Source organism: Paenibacillus sp. GCM10027630, assembly GCF_042676305.1.
Taxonomy (GTDB): domain Bacteria; phylum Bacillota; class Bacilli; order Paenibacillales; family NBRC-103111; genus Paenibacillus_S.
Window position 1 is genome coordinate 228,238 of sequence record NZ_JBHTGY010000031.1, and the last position, 15,345, is coordinate 243,582.

The 15,345-nt window shown below is 45.2% G+C and carries 14 protein-coding genes and 1 riboswitch; of the genes, 10 read left to right on the plus strand and 4 right to left on the minus strand.

The window, feature by feature from the left end:
* Positions 1–7 precede the first annotated feature (7 nt).
* The 6 genes from ACFQ0C_RS14775 (at position 8) to ACFQ0C_RS14800 (ending at position 5,814) form a co-directional block, all read left to right on the plus strand.
* Positions 8–310, plus strand: coding sequence for an iron-sulfur cluster assembly accessory protein (locus ACFQ0C_RS14775; RefSeq protein WP_171656244.1), 303 nt, complete (start codon positions 8–10; stop codon positions 308–310).
* A 75-nt stretch (positions 311–385) separates the two neighbouring features.
* Complete coding sequence (locus ACFQ0C_RS14780; protein ID WP_171656243.1) at positions 386–607, plus strand: YuzB family protein; 222 nt, start codon at positions 386–388, stop codon at positions 605–607.
* A gap of 1,117 nt (positions 608–1,724) precedes the next feature.
* Positions 1,725–1,814, plus strand: a riboswitch (cyclic di-GMP riboswitch).
* Positions 1,815–1,923: 109 nt separating this feature from the next.
* Positions 1,924–2,199, plus strand: a complete 276-nt coding sequence (locus ACFQ0C_RS14785; RefSeq protein WP_379367870.1) for a hypothetical protein — start codon at positions 1,924–1,926, stop codon at positions 2,197–2,199.
* A 210-nt stretch (positions 2,200–2,409) separates the two neighbouring features.
* Positions 2,410–3,324 (plus strand): DHH family phosphoesterase, encoded by a 915-nt coding sequence (locus ACFQ0C_RS14790; RefSeq protein ID WP_379367871.1) that lies wholly within the window; start codon positions 2,410–2,412, stop codon positions 3,322–3,324.
* Between the two features lie 418 nt (positions 3,325–3,742).
* The gene (locus ACFQ0C_RS14795; RefSeq protein ID WP_379367872.1) at positions 3,743–4,945 is read left to right on the plus strand and encodes an enolase C-terminal domain-like protein; all 1,203 of its coding nucleotides are present in this window, start codon (positions 3,743–3,745) and stop codon (positions 4,943–4,945) included.
* Between the two features lie 26 nt (positions 4,946–4,971).
* On the plus strand, positions 4,972–5,814 hold the full coding sequence (locus ACFQ0C_RS14800; protein WP_379367960.1) for an NAD-dependent epimerase/dehydratase family protein: 843 nt from the start codon (positions 4,972–4,974) through the stop codon (positions 5,812–5,814).
* Between the two features lie 178 nt (positions 5,815–5,992).
* On the opposite strand, the gene ACFQ0C_RS14805 is transcribed toward ACFQ0C_RS14800, so the two are convergent.
* The gene (locus ACFQ0C_RS14805) at positions 5,993–7,147 is read right to left on the minus strand and encodes a THUMP domain-containing class I SAM-dependent RNA methyltransferase (RefSeq protein WP_379367873.1); all 1,155 of its coding nucleotides are present in this window, start codon (positions 7,145–7,147) and stop codon (positions 5,993–5,995) included.
* 230 nt (positions 7,148–7,377) lie between these two features.
* Here ACFQ0C_RS14805 and ACFQ0C_RS14810 point away from each other — a divergent pair, with 230 nt between their 5' ends.
* Complete coding sequence (locus tag ACFQ0C_RS14810) at positions 7,378–8,013, plus strand: O-methyltransferase (protein WP_379367874.1); 636 nt, start codon at positions 7,378–7,380, stop codon at positions 8,011–8,013.
* Positions 8,014–8,449: 436 nt separating this feature from the next.
* On the opposite strand, the gene ACFQ0C_RS14815 is transcribed toward ACFQ0C_RS14810, so the two are convergent.
* Together ACFQ0C_RS14815 and ACFQ0C_RS14820 are read right to left on the minus strand one after the other, a co-directional pair.
* Positions 8,450–9,667: an MFS transporter gene (locus tag ACFQ0C_RS14815; RefSeq protein ID WP_379367875.1), complete on the minus strand. Its 1,218-nt coding sequence runs from the start codon at positions 9,665–9,667 to the stop codon at positions 8,450–8,452.
* 71 nt (positions 9,668–9,738) lie between these two features.
* Positions 9,739–10,536 carry a metallophosphoesterase family protein gene (locus ACFQ0C_RS14820; protein WP_379367876.1) on the minus strand — a complete coding sequence of 266 codons (798 nt, stop codon included), beginning with the start codon at positions 10,534–10,536 and terminating at the stop codon, positions 9,739–9,741.
* A 355-nt stretch (positions 10,537–10,891) separates the two neighbouring features.
* Between ACFQ0C_RS14820 and ACFQ0C_RS14825 the strand changes: the two genes are divergently transcribed.
* Both ACFQ0C_RS14825 and ACFQ0C_RS14830 read left to right on the plus strand, forming a co-directional pair.
* The gene (locus ACFQ0C_RS14825) at positions 10,892–12,334 is read left to right on the plus strand and encodes a CapA family protein (RefSeq protein WP_379367877.1); all 1,443 of its coding nucleotides are present in this window, start codon (positions 10,892–10,894) and stop codon (positions 12,332–12,334) included.
* Positions 12,335–12,419: 85 nt separating this feature from the next.
* The gene (locus ACFQ0C_RS14830; protein ID WP_379367878.1) at positions 12,420–13,046 is read left to right on the plus strand and encodes a fumarylacetoacetate hydrolase family protein; all 627 of its coding nucleotides are present in this window, start codon (positions 12,420–12,422) and stop codon (positions 13,044–13,046) included.
* A gap of 68 nt (positions 13,047–13,114) precedes the next feature.
* Here ACFQ0C_RS14830 and ACFQ0C_RS14835 read toward each other — a convergent pair whose 3' ends face one another.
* On the minus strand, positions 13,115–14,302 hold the full coding sequence (locus ACFQ0C_RS14835; RefSeq protein ID WP_379367879.1) for an HD domain-containing phosphohydrolase: 1,188 nt from the start codon (positions 14,300–14,302) through the stop codon (positions 13,115–13,117).
* A gap of 121 nt (positions 14,303–14,423) precedes the next feature.
* On the opposite strand from ACFQ0C_RS14835, the gene ACFQ0C_RS14840 reads away from it, so the two are divergent.
* Positions 14,424–15,266 carry a DUF92 domain-containing protein gene (locus tag ACFQ0C_RS14840; RefSeq protein ID WP_379367880.1) on the plus strand — a complete coding sequence of 281 codons (843 nt, stop codon included), beginning with the start codon at positions 14,424–14,426 and terminating at the stop codon, positions 15,264–15,266.
* The last annotated feature ends 79 nt before the right edge of the window (positions 15,267–15,345 follow it).

The window sequence follows — 15,345 nt, forward strand, 5'->3', positions numbered from 1 at the left end:
ATAAAGAATGAACTGTAAAATCTCACGCAATGCGGCTAAAGTGCTTTTGGAAGAGCTTGAGAAGGAAGAAAATAAAGAGATGAAGCTTCGCGTATACATTACGCACAGTCACGGGGATCATGCTCATTACGGTATGAGTTTGGACACTCCTACGAATGATGATGTTGTAGTCAGCACTGATAAAGGAATCGACGTTATTCTGAAAAAAGACGAGCCTTTGCTTGACGGAGTTCGCATCGATTATTTCTATACTCCGGAAGAAGGCTTCGCAGTGACGAACCCAGGTAAGGGGAACCACGGGGATCATTAATTTTTTGTAATCAACGGTTTACACAACCTCACAAGCTATATTCATGGGCAAAGGGTATGAAAGGATTTGTAAGACATGGCGAATGACATTCGCGTCTGCGATAAATGCAAGCATATGAAAATGAAGACAGCTGTGACCAAGCTTCAGAAGTTGGCTCCCGACTCTGAGATTAAGGTAGGCTGCAAATCGTATTGTGGACCATGCTCACGATTTGCCTTTATTTTTGTCAATGGTCGTTATGTGACTGGGGCAACTGAAGATGAGGCAATCGAGAAGGCTCAAAAGTACATTAAATAATCATGTTAGCTCATTCACTCCCTGAAGGAGAAGATGAGCTTTTTTTAATATATAAGGAAATTTTGTGCTTTATAACGCTGAACTGAGCTGATCTTTCTAATATAAGTTTGCCGAGGGTACCCTATTTTTCTCCCAAGACAAGCTGCCTTTAAGATTGAAATGTATCCTTAATGAAAGAGGTTCGAGTAGAAAGTTTCTCGAAGGAATGAAGAATGAGCGAGCAACCTGCCTGCCTTGCTTTGATTAGAGCTACAGTAGAGCTTAAGATCTTTAATGCACCCCATGATCAAGGGGGATTTTTATAGGGATAGCGTCGATGAGGTCTGGAGGATTTTGTACGGAACAAAGAGTTCCGTTATTCCATCAGCCGCCGCCAATCTGGGGCGATAGCGGAAGTGGGAATTCCGTTATGTTGGCCGAATTGGAGCATTTAAGCAAAAATCAGAGCAATAACGGAACTGACTGTTCCCTTATCACTCTGATTTTTGGACTCTTCAGGTGATAAAGGAACAATTACTTCCGCATCGCCCTTCACTTCCGTGGATGCAGTACTGGCGTGTTGTTTAAGGTTATGTGCAGGTGATCTCTTCGCTAAAAGTATAGTGAAGTTAACTGTACATGGAACACACACTATAGAGGAATTCATTGCGATCATTAAAGGCACGAAGACAGGCATTGGGGAGTAAGGAAACGGTGCCAAGCACGAAGTAGAACATAAGCGGGAATGGGTGTGGGGTGGAGGAGCGTAAGCGTTCGCTCTGGTCGTCACCTCCGGTGACTGCTCGGGAATGCGACCTATCTTCGAAGCTCGTTCCTCCCGCTGCAAGCATTCCATTCAAAGGAATACGACTTCAACAGCGGCCGTAATCCCACACCCATTCCTCTAAGCGCACAACGTAGATCGTACACCAAGGACGTCGCAAGGCATTTTTTTTACAAATTTTTTATATAAGCCCTTGGCTAATAATAAGCGTAAAGTGATTTTTTGTATGAAGATGGGTCTAATTAACTACGAACAGAATGTGAAAATGGGTAAAGAGGTGTATATATTCCTTTATGCCTATCTTATATGCTAAAGTTGTCGTAAATTGTATTCAATTATAAAATTTTCTTAAGGACCCGATAAAGGCAAAGCAGGTGAAAGCTTGTGACGCAAAGCTAGAGGGGCTTACGATGCAATTATGCATCTTGCCAGCCAGCTGTCGAAGGAACAGTGATGCGCATATAGATATTGCGGCTCCTGACCGGATGAAAGAGGAGTCTTTATGTATTAGGAAGGTGGATCGGTATTCATGTCGAGCGGGGAGCGAAATATCATGACCAGAGAAGGTTTTTATACCAAGGCAGGTAATGATAGAATTGGCGTTTATTTATCAAGTGAAGGTCCCAGGCTATTTATTAACAGTGAGGTTTTTGAACTGCAAAATCATTGCTGGGATCTTGAAATGGTAATGGGGAAAAGTAGTCATCTAGTCACATTTTACTGGCAGGGAGAAGTAAAGCTTTCAACCCGTTGCAGTAATGAGAATGAAATGTTTCTCAGCTTATACCATTATTTGAGCTGCCGAACAGAGGCTAAGCGATTGGCTTAATTGGAGTCATTTTTCAACAAAATCTGCATCGGTGACAGTCACAATTGATTTGGTTAAATATCATACAGAGTTATAAAGAATAGCAGGTTTTGAGCCTAATAAGGCTTAAGGCTTGCTTTTTTTATTTTTCAGGCTATTGTCTGCCAGTAGAGCATTGTTTATAATAAATAGTAATAAGTAGTACTGCAGCACTATTGGGGAGGATCTGTTATGCGATTAATTACACGTTCTGATTTTGATGGTTTGGTATGCGCTATGTTGTTTAAGAAAATGGGTATGATCGATGAGATGAAATTCGTTCATCCTAAAGATATGCAGGATGGATTAATCGAAGTAAATGAGAATGATATTTTGGCTAATGTTCCTTATGTGCCGGGCTGCGGTTTGTGGTTTGATCATCATTCCAGCGAATTAGAGCGGACAGGCCCCCAAGTAGAATACAAAGGAGAGACTCGTGTTGCGCCAAGTGCCGCTCGTGTAGTGTATGATTATTATGGCGGAAGAGAGCGTTTTGGAGATATCGATGATATTATGGCAGGTGTGGATAAAGCCGATTCAGCTCAATTTTCCGCAGACGATATTTTGAATCCTAAGGGCTGGGATCTGCTTTCATTCATTATGGATGCACGTACTGGACTTGGACGTTATCGTGACTACAAGATCAGTAATTACCAGCTGATGGAGGAATTAGTTGATCATTGCGCTACAATGTCGGTTGATGAGATTATGCAGCTTCCGGATGTCATTGAACGGACCCAACGGTATTTCGAGCTTGACGCCCAGTACAGAGCCATGTTAAAAGAGCGCACGACAGTAGAAGGAAGTGTAATAATAACGGATTTGCGGGATGTAGAGACGATCTATCCAGGCAACCGTTTTATGGTTTACGCCCTTTACCCGGAGCAAAATATTTCAATCTGGATCGTAGACGGCAGAAATAAGCAGAATTGTGTGTTCGCCTGCGGACATAGCATTGTGAACCGGACAAGCCAGGTCGATGTCGGCAACTTGATGCTGCAGAACGGCGGAGGCGGTCATAGAGCAGCGGGAACCTGCCAAATCCCATATGAGGACGCTGATAAAGTACTAAGCCAACTGGTTGAACAAATGAATCAAACTGTATAATTACATATAATAATCCGCCACTCAGGACGGATTTTAATACAGCCTTGGCAATTCGCCAGGGCTGTTTTTTTGTTGCATAGAATTTATATGTTTCGGGGCTCCTCGCAAAGTATCTGAATCAAGTTCGAAGCAAGACGCCACTTTGTGGGGATATTTTGGTGTGGGATATAAGTTTAGAACCCAATAGACAACTTTTTTTGTCGAATGCGCAGTAGAATGATCCTGAATGAACTATCGGAAGCAATGGTTGGGAAACATTGGGAGAATAGACTTAGAGGAGGATTCATGCCTGTTTTTACTGGAATGAAGATATTTAGTAGGGGTGAAGCTTTAGGACTTATATGATACGGTAGTGAATGAATGCGTTTTTGAAAACGTATACAACAAAATCGGATTAATTGAAAGGAGAGGTTATGCCTTGGCCCCTGTTACGATCCGTAATGTAAAAACAATTCTTACAGCTCCACAAGGAATCAATCTGGTCGTAGTAAAAATAGAAACATCCGAGCCGGGACTATACGGGCTTGGTTGCGCAACCTTCACGCAGCGCTACCTGGCGGTAGCTGCTGCAATTGATGAGTACTTAAAGCCTTTCTTGGTAGGAAAGGATGTTAGCCGAATCGAAGATATTTGGCAGTCAGCAATGGTCAGTTCTTACTGGCGCAATGGACCTGTGTTAAACAATGCACTGTCTGGCGTGGATATGGCGTTATGGGATATAAAGGGGAAAATCGCCCAGATGCCTCTGTATGAATTGTTTGGAGGCAAATGCAGGGAGGCCGCTGCCGTATACCGTCATGCTGATGGTCGAGATGTGCAGGAGCTGGAGCAAAGTGTTGCAGCCTTCAAGGAGGCAGGATACCGTTATATTCGCTGTCAAATGGGCGGTTACGGAGGCAAGAACCACAGCTTGAATAAGCCTGAGGGTGCTCTGCCTGGGGCTTACTATGATCCGCAGGCTTATGCGCGCAGTATTCCGCCAATGCTTGACCATATTCGGAACTGTTTTGGCTTTGAGCTGGAGCTGCTGCATGATGTGCATGAGAGATTAACTCCAATTGATGCGGTCAGACTGGCTAAAAGCGTGGAGCCCTACAGGCTATTTTTTCTGGAAGATGCGTTGGCACCTGAACATATTGATTACTTTCAGATGATCCGAAGTCAATGCTCAACACCTTTGGCTATGGGGGAGCTTTTTGTTCACCCTATGGAATGGACCCCTTTGATTGCAAACCGGTTAATTGATTACATACGTGTTCACATCAGTGCGATCGGCGGCATTACCCCGGCAAGGAAGCTTGCAATTCTTTGTGAAGCATTTGGCGTACGTACAGCTTGGCATGGGCCTGGAGATGTATCTCCGATTGGACATGCAGCCAATGTTCATTTGGATGTAAGCAGCCATAATTTTGGGGTTCAAGAATGGACGCCGCTTGGAGAGGAGCTGCAATCAGTCTTCCCTGGTTGCCCGCAAGTGAGGAATGGCTATGTGTATCCGAATGAGGCTCCTGGACTAGGTATTGGGCTTGATGAGGGGGAGGCTGCAAAGTACCCATGTACGAATAAGCTGCCTGAGTGGACATTAGCGAGGATACCGGATGGGACTTCGGTTCGGCCTTAGAATTTTAAGGAGAAGGGAACATTGTGATGAAAATAGGTGTGACCGGGGCAAACGGGAGGGTTGGCGGCTATGTGGTCAACGAACTGATGGAGCAAGGATACGAGGTGAAGGCGATAACATGGCAGTATTGGGAGCAATCTCCTATAGAGCAGGCGCAGGCCGATATGACCAGCTTGGAACAGGTACAGCGCGCGGTGGAAGGCTGTGACGGGATTATACACTTGGCGGCGTATGCCAGCCCATCGGGAGCCGTAGAGCCTTTTGTTTTCCAAAATAATGTTATGGGCACGTATAATGTTTTGCTCGCTTCAGGATTAGCAGGCATTCGCAGGGTGTCAGTAGCATCCAGTGATTGCGCTTTTGGAATTACCTTTAGCCACAAGGAAACGAAGCCGCTTTATTTGCCAATGGACGAACTTCATCCTGCAGCACCCGATAATTGTTATGGGCTATCCAAGATGGTCGGGGAACAGGTTGCGGAAGGGATGTCCAAACGTTTCGATATGTCTGTTGCATCCATGAGGATAACGCACATTATAGGAGAAGAAGAGTATGGCCGGAACGACTATATGAAAATGAGATCCAATCCCGAGGCAGGTCCATGGAATGTATGGTCCTATATCGATGCACGTGATTGTGCGCGTGCTTTCCGTATGAGCCTGGAGGCATCGTTTGAAGGGCATGAGGTGTTCTGCATTGCTGCCGCTCAGCAGCGCTGCCTGACGAGCTCACAGGAGCTAATTGAGCGTTACTTCCCTGAGGCTGAGCTGAGAAAACCATTTGTCGGGAATGAGAGCCTATTGGATTGTTCAAAAGCAAAGCATGTTTTGGGCTTTGTTCCCGCATATGTTTGGCCCAAGGAAATTTAATTTGGGATTTCCAATTTGCTTTGCCTATAAATAATGCGAATAAGTCCCTAAATGGAAACCATATTTCGGTTTCCTGAGGGACTTATTTTTAGCATTGAAGACTATAATTTCAGGTGGTTGCTGATAGAAATAGAATAAAGGGTAACATACGGTTAGTTTAGCTCAGAGCACGAGATGATTATTCTTCAGGTTCACGCGGGCGGCGGGGTGGCAATGGGCCCAGGTATTGTAAAAATTGACACTCGATACGCCCATTAAACAGCTTGCGCTTTTTGTCAGCCGGACGACCTATGTAATGCTCCGCCCTATTGCTTGGATTCAGTATAAAAGTCGACCAGGTAGGAAGTTTGGATGTAATCCCGCCTAACTGTCGCAACACTTTCTCGACTTCATCGAGGTCCCCAAGCCTTTCGCCGTACGGCGGGTTAGTGATTATGCAGCCGTAGTCGCCGAGCGGCCTTGCTTTGGCCACGGGCAGCACCTCCAGGCTGAACTGGTTCGTCAGCCCGGCCGCCTTGGCGGCGGCCAAAGCCACATCGATGGCTTCGCTATCGATGTCAGAGCCTACGATCTCGAGCGGTACATCGTCCCGCACGAGATCGTAAGCTTCCTCCCGTGCCTCGTCCCACAGGGACAACGGCACGGCCTGCCACGCCTCTGCGGCGAAGGTACGCCGCAAGCCCGGCGCTATGTTCCACCCGATCATCGCTGCTTCGATCGGGATTGTTCCCGACCCGCAGAACGGGTCGTAGAGCGGGCGTTCCACCCGCCACCGACTGAGCAGCACGAGGGCCGCTGCCATGGTTTCCTTGAGCGGAGCTTCCGTAACAAGCTTACGGTAGCCCCGCTTGTGCAGGCTCGCGCCCGTTGTGTCGAGCGTCAAGGTGGCTATGTCGTTAAGCAGCGACACTTCCATGACGTATCGGTCGCCGGTCTCCTCGAACCAGTCTCTGTTATAACGCAGCTTCATGTGCTCGACAACAGCTTTCTTAACGATCCCTTGGCAAGCGGGGACGCTTGATAACTGCGATTTGTGGGAGCGGCCTTCTGCGGGAAATTCACCATCCTCTGGAATCCAGTCGGACCAAGGCAGAGCTTTAGTCCCTTCGAACAGCTCGTCAAAGGTTAGAGCTTTAAATTGCCCCATCTTGATTAATATCCGATCGGCTGTGCGCAACCACAAATTGGCGCGGCAAATAGCAAGCTCATCTCCGATGAACGTGACACGACCATTTTCCACAGTGACTTTGTCATACCCCAAGTCACGAATTTCCCGCGCTACTACGGCTTCCAAGCCCATAGCACAGGTTGCAATCAAAGTAATTTCCGACATCCTATTTTCTCACTCCGTATCTATAGCATATGACATAAACGAATTCATATTGTAAGCGGTTCGGACCGGCACACAAGCTTCATTCATTTGTTGAACTCTCTTGGGATAAAACATACAATAGTAATTAAGGCGAAACAGATCATTTTGGGTAGGCTCGAAGCAGCTACAACCATTCTGATATTATAGGATAAACTATGAGTTTATACAAATGATGGGGAGGATATAGAGGAATGGAAAAGTTAACAGCAGAGCAATATGTAGAATCTTTGTTAGAACAAGATGAGCAATTGATTAGCGTAAAGGAAAGTATACGAGCCAAGGGGATGCCTGAAATATCTATTGCGGCCGGATATGGCAAATTGTTGACGCTACTGGTGAAAATGAACGGGGCGAAGAACATTTTGGAAATAGGCGCATTGGGGGGGTACAGTGGTATTTGCTTGGCACGAGGGTTAGGAGAAGGTGGCAAGCTTATTTCGCTGGAGCTGAAGCAGGAATATGCGGATGCGGCACATCAGAACCTTCGCGAGGCTGGATTAGGTGACAAAGTAGAGTACCGGATAGGGGAAGCATTAAACAATCTGGAGCAGCTGGACGCAGAGGGACAGCGGTTCGATATCTTTTTTATCGATGCGGATAAAGGGAATTATCCTAATTATTTGGAATGGGCGATCAAGCTCGCTAATCCTGGAGCCGTTATTATAGGTGATAACACATTGATGCACGGACGAAGCATGGATCCTAAAGAGAAGGGAAATGCTGTAACGAAAATGCGTCTTTTTAACGAAGGGATAGCAGGCGATCCCCGCTTGGAAGGTGTTATACTACCGGCTTATGACGGATTAGCAATCGCGAGAGTCCGCTAATATTCAAGAGCCATAAAAACACCGCAATAGCTTGGTTAACAAGCTTGCGGTGTTTTTTATGTCTTTAGGAAGCTTTTTTTATAGTGGAGGTAGCTGTTTCCTTAGCTGGAGGTGCTTCTTGAAGTGTCTTATCATCCTTTAGATATACGATATTATCTGTTTTTTGAACCTCAAGATAAGCCCAATAGAAGATCATCAATTCGGCGCAAACTATAATAAACAATATCTTTTTCACGCTGACCCTCAGAGAAAGCACCTCCAAAAATTATAAATAGTTTACTTTAAGATAATAAAAATATTGGAAGAAAATACCTTGTGAGCTGATTTTATGTAATTATACAACAATGTTCGGAAATTGACAAAACATTATTTAAACCCAACCTTTAAATGTATGGTTGAATTCATGCTTCAAATTCGTAAGATGAACTCAGCAAAATTAATTTATATTACTTGGAGAAGCAGATTTGGTTTTTAAAACCAAGGTATAATAAACCCAGAACGAATTTACAAGCAACAGCACGGAAGCAATAAGAAACAGCTGTTGTATAGTCAGAAGCCCCGAAATGGAGCCTCCGACGATAGGTCCGATCATATTGCCCAAGCTTAAAAAGCTGGTGTTGAAGCTGTATGAACGGCTTTCCATTCCGCTTGGTGTATACTTTCGTATCAATGAATTGACAGTCGGCAATAATCCGCCCAAGAACATGCCAAGAAAGAAACGTGCCGCCAAGAGCTGCCATACAGTATGGACGAACGCTTGCGGAACGGAGGCCACAGCGGCTCCGATTAAACATACACCCAGTATTTTTTCAGGCCCGATTTTGTCGGATAGCTTTCCTAATAGTGGTGAAGCCACCATGTTGGAAAAGCCTGTTACAGACCCTACCATACCCGCATAAAATGCGAGATATTCTCCAGAGCCATGCAGCTGCTGAACGAATAATGGAATCAAGGGCATTGTGCTCATCAGAGAAAACTGGATTACGAAAGTGATTGTATACAAAGAGGGAAGCTGTGAAATATGTCTTAATATATTAAACGCTTCGACCATGGATTGCTTAGGTTTTTTGGCGGCCGCTGCTGAGTCAAAGGTTTCCTTAACCGTAAACATAACGAGTAGGGAAGCTGCAAACAACAGACCTCCAGTAATATAAAAGATATATCTGTAGCCAATCCACTCTGCCATTAGACCGCCAAAAAAGGGGCCAAGGATAGCTCCAGCCATAGTACCTGACTGTAAGGTGCCCATTGCGAATCCGGTCTTTTCTTTGGGAGTATTTGTAGAAACCAAGGCAATGGCTGCGGGTAAAAAGCCGGAAACGGTTCCGTTTAGCATCCTTAAAATAAACAACTGCCAAGCCCCTGTTGCAAAGCCCATTAAAGTCATCACTACGGCCATCCCGAATCCGGAACGCAGCAGCATAACTTTTCGCCCGTAACGATCCGCCAAGCCGCCCCATATTGGTTGAAATATGAATGACGTTACAAAGTTGCCTGCAAAAATAATCCCAGCCCAAGTAGCTATTTCATGCGGGTCGCTCATACCAAGCTCCTGCAGGTACAAGGGGAGGAAGGGCACAATCATAGTCATACCGCCCATGACAAGGAAGGCTCCAACCCATAGAACAAATAAGTTAATTCTCCAGTTAAGCAAAAGGAAATCGCCTCTTTCTAGTTGTGAAAACATAGTTCTATTTTTGAGTAATTATATGGAAACCATGCCTATTATTGCTCCAGGCCTGTCCGCATTTCATAGCGAAAACGGTCGATTCCGGGCATTTGCAGCTGTTCTGCAATGGCTATAGCTTTCTCCACATCATATGGAACCCGTACAGTTTGAATGCTGAATGGTTCATTTATTGAGGCATCTGGCTTGCCCTCGATAATTGAATAGCAGGCTTGAGGGATACCCTCGTAAGATGCCCCAACGCTCCCTGTATTAAATAGCAGCAGCCCTTCTTTATTTTTGTTTTTTATCGTTTGCATAAAAGGAATATGAAGGTCTCCATATCCAACGACATCCGGTGTCAGTCGGGTTGCTTTTACAGGAATGCTGTCACTGGCTGCTGCTTCTTCCATAATATTCACTTCCGGAAATCCGGTCATTCCCGTATGTTCAAACAAGGATAGCTTTTCTTTGCGGGATGCTTTGCGTGTGACACGATGATAAACATCTTTGGAAGAAGCATGGAATAAACGAATCCATCTACCGCTAAGGTGGAGATCCACGGAAAAAGGCAGCTGCTTCAAATAGTCAAGTCGTTCCGCCCCTAATTGTGATTGCTGCCAGAGGATACCTTCCTTATTGTGAGGCTGGTTGACATTGTGATCCCAATTGCCCTGCAGTGTAACCTCGCAAAGCTCGCGGATACGGTTCACGCATTCAGCTGGCTGGGGTCCTTTACCTACAAGATCGCCGAGGCAGATAACACGTTTAATACGCCGTTTGCTTATGTCCTTGCATACAGCCTCAAGAGCAGTGAGATTCCCGTGGATATCTGAAATGATTGCAATTTTACCCATCGTAATGCCCCCTCTTTGAATACTTAGTATTACCATTATAAGGTTTGCAATAGAAAAGAGACACCTATTTTCCATGCCTCCTTCCTTATATCGGGGTTTCTTTGGAAAAAGAGCATCATATCAAAACTTGAAAGTATTGGCAAACATTATTTTGATTCTATGTATCCATGACCTCAAGCACAGTATTTGGTATAATGATCCATAGATCATTTATTTAATATAGAAATCAAACCGAGCTGCGGAACATCTAAGGCAAGGGCATGATCGATTAAAGGAGTAGGTCCGCATAGAATCCCGTTCAAAAAAACATCTCAAGCCCGTTAAAAGTAAAAGAAACACATGGATTACAATCAGTGTGTTAAGCGTGGTAATAATAGCATCATTCAGTTATTTAATGTATTCGTTATCCGGGCAGGAGCGCGCTCGTGCATTGGAGTCTACACCTGGCAGCAGCCAGAAAAGCAATAGCAACACTAAAGCGGGAAAGGACGGTTCGAACACGTCTATCCCTACCCAACCGAATAACAATAATACGGGTAAGGATCAAGTAATTGTAAGCGGTGGGACTGGATCGACAGCTGATGGCAATGGAACGACTCCTGGGAATCCTTCACCAAACAGCAATCCTCCCAAATCGAATGTAAAGCTAACCTTTGTTGGCGATGTAATGTTTGCAAGTAAGGTGGAGGATCTGCTGAAAAAGTATGGCTGGGACTATCCCTATCAGTATGTCAAACCGTATTTGGATAAAGCCGATATCACTGTCGCCAATTTGGAAACTCCAATCTCTACACGGGGTACTCCACAATTCAAGGAATACGTATACCGCTCCTCACCGGAGGCACTGCCTGCTTTTAAAGCTGCTGGATTCGATCTTGTCAACACTTCGAATAATCACATTCTGGATTATGGTCAGGATGCTTTGCTTGATACTATGGATGAATTAGATAAAGTCGGCATCAAACGAGTCGGTATAGGACGAAACAGCGAGGAAGCATATAAGCATGTTATCATAGAGGAAAATGGCATAAAAGTAGCTTTTCTTGGATTTAGCCGCGTAGTTCCCGAAACAAGCTGGTATGCTGGTAAACAGAAGCCTGGTCTTGCAGAGACCTATTCAACAAAGCTCCCGTTAGAGGCGATAGCCAAAGCCCGCGAAGAGGCAGATTTGGTTGTGGTCTTTGCTCATTGGGGTGTAGAACGCAAAGATCGCCCGGTCAAGGAGCAGACAGATTTAGCCCATAAGTATATAGATCAAGGAGCGGATCTGGTTGTTGCAAGCCATCCCCATGTGCTGCAGGGCTTTGAACAATACAAAGGCAAGTGGATCGCATACAGCTTGGGGAATTTTATTTTTACGACCAATACAGAACCGACAACATGGGAATCGATGATTTTGAATGCTACTTGTACAAAAGAAAGATCCTGTGAGCTTCAAATGATTCCGGTGTTGACTAAAGGAGCTCAGCCCGTTCGTATGACAGAGGAAGATGGGATGAAGCTGTTCGATAAAATGTCTCGAATTTCTATCAACGCTCAATTGGATAAGGATGGTAAAATAAGTGAGGCAGCTCCTGCTAAAGAGAAGGAAACTGCTGCAGAGGTACCGGCTCAGAAAGCTGTTCCCAAAAAGCCCACCGATACAGGAGCTTCAGGAGCAAGCTCTCCTAATCCACAGAACGGTAAAACCACACCTGCACCTGCAACGAACAAGACTTCACCAGGAAACACACAGAAAAATGAACAACCTAATTCAAATGCACAGCAAGAGGCCGGAGCACCGAAGAAACAGCCATAACAAAGGCGATATTGTGGGATCAACGAGTATGAAATATAATATCAGAATAGTTATCAGCGAAAGCTGAACCAAGAGGAGGATTACCATGCAATCAATTCGCAATATTTATTGTGTAGGACGTAATTATGGATTGCACGCGGCTGAATTGGGGAATGATGTGCCCGATGAGCCTATGATTTTTACTAAACCTTCCCATTCTCTTGTCGGGATTCAAGGGCAGACGATTGGCCTGCCAGGTAACCGTGGTGAAGTTCATTATGAAACTGAGCTAGTATTACATGTTGGCCAAGCTTATAAGCCAGGAATCCGTGTGGATGAGCTTATTGATAAGTTTGCACTCGGAATCGATTTAACTTTAAGGGATGTGCAGTCAGTCATTAAGAAAAAGGGGTATCCTTGGCTCCCGGCAAAAGGCTTCATCAATTCGGCTCCTTTATCTGAGTTCCGTGAGTTTCCCGGATTGGAAGCCATAAAGCAAACGGAATTTTCGTTGCGGAAAAACGGTGAAGAAGCGCAGCGCGGCAATACTAACGATATGATTTTTAATTTTCAGGTCATCATTGATTACATAGCAGAGCATTATGGCTTAGGTGAAGGCGATATTATCTATACAGGTACTCCCGCAGGTGTAGCGGCACTTCAAACCGGCGACCGGTTGGAGCTGTTATGGGGCGAAGAATTATTCGGCGAATTCACCGTTGAATTGAAATAAAACAAAGCAGGAGGCGCTCTAAATAGCTCCTCCTGCTTTTGTATATGTAAGCAAAATTTTTCTACCAGCTAATGTTTCTCGGCCCCTCCAAGAGCGACATCTGAATATTGTTCACGGACTTTGAGTATTTTGGGGAGCTGTTCCATGAAAGCGTCTACGACCTTGGGGTCGAAATGCTCGCCGCTTTCTTCCTTGAATAAATTGAGAATTCGATCCAATTCCCATGCAGACTTGTACACCCGTTCGCTTCCCAAAGCGTCGAAGACATCGGCAATAGCTGTAATTCGACCATAGATATGGATATTTTCCCCGGATAAGCCTGAGGGGTAACCCCGTCCATTCCATTTCTCATGATGCTGATGCGCTACAATAGCTGCGGTTTTCAAAATATGGCGGTTTGAGTTTTTAAGCAATCCATATCCGATATCCGTATGGGATTTCATAATGTCGAATTCTTCTTCGGTGAGTTTGCCAGGTTTTTTCAAAACAGCATCGGGGATAGCTACCTTTCCGATATCATGCATTGGCGATGCGATTTTCAGCAGTTCAGCTTCTTCTTCGCTCATCCCGAGACCAAGCGCCAAAATATAAGAGTATTCCGCTACGCGTTTTACATGATTGCCCGTTTCCTTGGAACGGCTTTCTCCAATTTCGCCCATTGTGAAAATGATTTCTTTTTGCGTTTCTTCGATTTCATTGGATAAAAGCGCCGATTCAAGTGATTTGCCCGCATAGGAAGCGGCTAGCGACAGGTGCTCCAGATCTTTCTCGGAAAATTGCTCCTGCTCAGTCAGTTTGTTGACGGCTTGATAAGCTCCCATTATTTCGCCTTCATTGTTACGGAAGGGAATAACCATTAACGCTTTCGTGCGATAGCCGGTCTTTTGATCCATAGCAATAGCACCGCGTTCCAGTACTTCCTTAAACTCAACATTTTGATAGGCGTCATCAATGAAAATAGGTAATCCTGTTCCGATGGAATGGCCGACTAATCCAGCGTTGCTCGGAAGTCGAAGAGGGGGGACACCATGTGCTACTGTGGAATAAACCTCGTTTTTCTGCTTATCCAAAAGCCACACCGTGCAGCGGTCGGATATGATCATTTCCCGTCCCATATCCGCCATTAACATAATTAAGTGATCCAGGCGTCGTTCATTGGCTATTTTAGCAGCGTATTCAAAAATAACTCGAAGCATTTCCTCAGGCTGAAGATCTTTTTTGATCTTTCGAATACCTAATTGGTGAGTTTCGTGCACGTAAATTCCCTCCCCTGGGCACTTCCATTTTTCTTCTATCAAAATCATATTATAATGGCTATAGGTCTGTAAACATATTCTTGTTGAAATATAGCGAAAAATGGGGGAAAGAGGTACTAGTATGTGGTTGGATTGGTGTATGGGCATATTGTTTAGTTTATTGATAGCAGGAGCTGCATATGGCAAAAAATCTTTATCAGGATCTGGAGCCGTTGCAGCTGTTGTGGTTGGAACAGTGCTGTACGCTTGGGGAGGACTTCCTTGGTATGGCACTTTGCTAGTATTTTTCCTAACCTCAACATTTCTGACCAAATGGAGGCATAGGCAGAAAGCAGCTGTAGAAAGTGGATATGCCAAGTCGGGTCGGAGAGATGCCGGTCAGGTGCTTGCAAATGGAGGGCTTGGCACGCTGTTATGCATTGGACATAGCCTATGGCCGCACCCACTGTGGTGGGCTGCATTTATAGGTGTCATGGCTACAGTCACTGCAGATACATGGGCCACAGAAATTGGCGGTTCCAGCCGACAAATGCCGCGATCTATCATTAATGGGCACAGAGTACCGGCAGGCACATCGGGAGGCATAACTGCGCTGGGTCTTGGGGCTTCTCTATCAGGCGGCTTGGTCATTGGTATCTTTGGATGGTTATTTATTCAATGGGGTACAGATGCGGCTACAGTTGGCTTTAATACCTATGCCTCAAGCGGAATAGGATTGCTTTTGCTGCTTGGGGCAGTCGGGGGGATGGTGGGCTCCCTGGCCGATTCATGGCTGGGGGCGGTATATCAGGTCATGTATCATTGCGCAGTTTGCGGCAAGGAAGTAGAAAAAAACCGTCATTGCAATGTACAATCGGTTCAGGTTCGCGGTGCTGCCTTCATGACTAACGATGCCGTTAATATGATCAGTTCATTGCTCGGTGGAGCAGTTTGCGTTGGCCTCTATGCGGCAATACTTCGGTAATTCGCAGATTCTTTATTATACCAAAGCAGGAGGCGCACGAGGGTACCCTTACTTACTAAAATCCTAAGTATCAAATCGT

Bases quoted from the DNA above. Each gene is read 5' to 3' on its own strand.
- ACFQ0C_RS14775 (WP_171656244.1), top strand. From the start codon at position 8: ATGAACTGTAAAATCTCACGCAATGCGGCTAAAGTGCTTTTGGAAGAG.
- ACFQ0C_RS14780 (WP_171656243.1), top strand. From the start codon at position 386: ATGGCGAATGACATTCGCGTCTGCGATAAATGCAAGCATATGAAAATG.
- ACFQ0C_RS14785 (WP_379367870.1), top strand. From the start codon at position 1,924: ATGACCAGAGAAGGTTTTTATACCAAGGCAGGTAATGATAGAATTGGC.
- ACFQ0C_RS14790 (WP_379367871.1), top strand. From the start codon at position 2,410: ATGCGATTAATTACACGTTCTGATTTTGATGGTTTGGTATGCGCTATG.
- ACFQ0C_RS14800 (WP_379367960.1), top strand. From the start codon at position 4,972: ATGAAAATAGGTGTGACCGGGGCAAACGGGAGGGTTGGCGGCTATGTG.
- ACFQ0C_RS14805 (WP_379367873.1), bottom strand. From the start codon at position 7,147: ATGTCGGAAATTACTTTGATTGCAACCTGTGCTATGGGCTTGGAAGCC.
- ACFQ0C_RS14810 (WP_379367874.1), top strand. From the start codon at position 7,378: ATGGAAAAGTTAACAGCAGAGCAATATGTAGAATCTTTGTTAGAACAA.
- ACFQ0C_RS14820 (WP_379367876.1), bottom strand. From the start codon at position 10,536: ATGGGTAAAATTGCAATCATTTCAGATATCCACGGGAATCTCACTGCT.
- ACFQ0C_RS14830 (WP_379367878.1), top strand. From the start codon at position 12,420: ATGCAATCAATTCGCAATATTTATTGTGTAGGACGTAATTATGGATTG.
- ACFQ0C_RS14840 (WP_379367880.1), top strand. From the start codon at position 14,424: ATGTGGTTGGATTGGTGTATGGGCATATTGTTTAGTTTATTGATAGCA.